The following is a 1,102-nucleotide window of genomic DNA, read 5'->3' as shown; positions in this document are numbered from 1 at the left end:
TGGGCCATTTCTGTGGTGACCAACTGTTGTCGAAACTGGCGGTTCGCCTGCAAGACATTTTGCACCTGAACGCGCATGTGGCTCGCATCGGTGGCGATGAATTTGTCATCGTACTGCCAGACATTGACGGCGATTCTCCGTTACTCGAAACGTTAAGCTCGATTTTGGGTGTGTTCCGCCGTCCGTTCGATCTGGCAAATCACGATTCGCTGCGGATCTCCACCAGCATCGGTATCGCACTCTACCCGAACGACGGTCAAGACAGTGAAACGCTGCTAAAAAACGCCGACACCGCAATGTATCTGGCGAAGAAAAATGGCCGTAACGGCTACGCGTTCTACTCTCCGGAGTTAACTGACAAATCGGTATCGCACGTCCGTATTCAATCTGCGCTGCATGAAGCGATAGAAAAAGAACAACTGCATTTGGTGTATCAGCCACAATACAACCTCGCGCAAAACGCAATTATTGGTGTGGAAGCCTTGGTGCGTTGGGAACACCCAGAATTTGGCTTAGTGCCACCTGCGGATTTTATTCCTATCGCAGAGAAGACGGGCTTGATTCAAAGCATCGGCGAATGGGTACTCAAAGACGCCTGTTTACAAGGGACTGACTGGCTGGCGAGAGGCGTTCAATTTGGCAAAATTGCAGTCAATGTATCAGCACTTCAACTGCAACAGTCGCGCTTCATCAACAAGCTCAAAACCATCCTTCGTGAAACGGGATTCCCGGCGCATCGCTTGGAGCTGGAAATTACCGAAAGCTTTTTGCTTATCGATCCAAAACTGGCCATCGCATCGCTAAATCAGCTGTGTGAACTCGGAATCGAGATTTCGTTGGATGACTTCGGCACAGGCTATTCTTCGCTGTCGTACCTCAAAGGTTTGCCAATCAACAAACTGAAAATCGACCGCTCGTTTGTCAGTGATGTGCCTAACGACAACGACAGCAACGCCATAGTGAACGCCATCATTGCAATGGGCACGACGCTTTCACTCAAAGTCGTGGCGGAAGGCATCGAAACGCCAGAACAAGTGGCTTACTTGGTCGACAAAGGTTGTATCTACGGTCAGGGATATTTATTCAGCCCACCCGTTGCGGC

At 50.2% G+C, this 1,102-nt stretch carries 1 protein-coding gene; it reads left to right on the top strand.

Annotated features, from left to right (window positions below; genetic code table 11):
• Nucleotides 1-1,102: bifunctional diguanylate cyclase/phosphodiesterase (locus R8O70_RS25980; protein WP_318184558.1), on the top strand; the 1,102-nt coding region annotated here is incomplete at both ends.

It is taken from the genome of Vibrio sp. 779(2023), assembly GCF_033344285.1.
Lineage (GTDB): Bacteria > Pseudomonadota > Gammaproteobacteria > Enterobacterales > Vibrionaceae > Vibrio > Vibrio alginolyticus.
The sequence above is the reverse complement of the archived record's forward strand: the minus strand, read 5'-3'. Positions and strand labels throughout refer to the sequence as shown.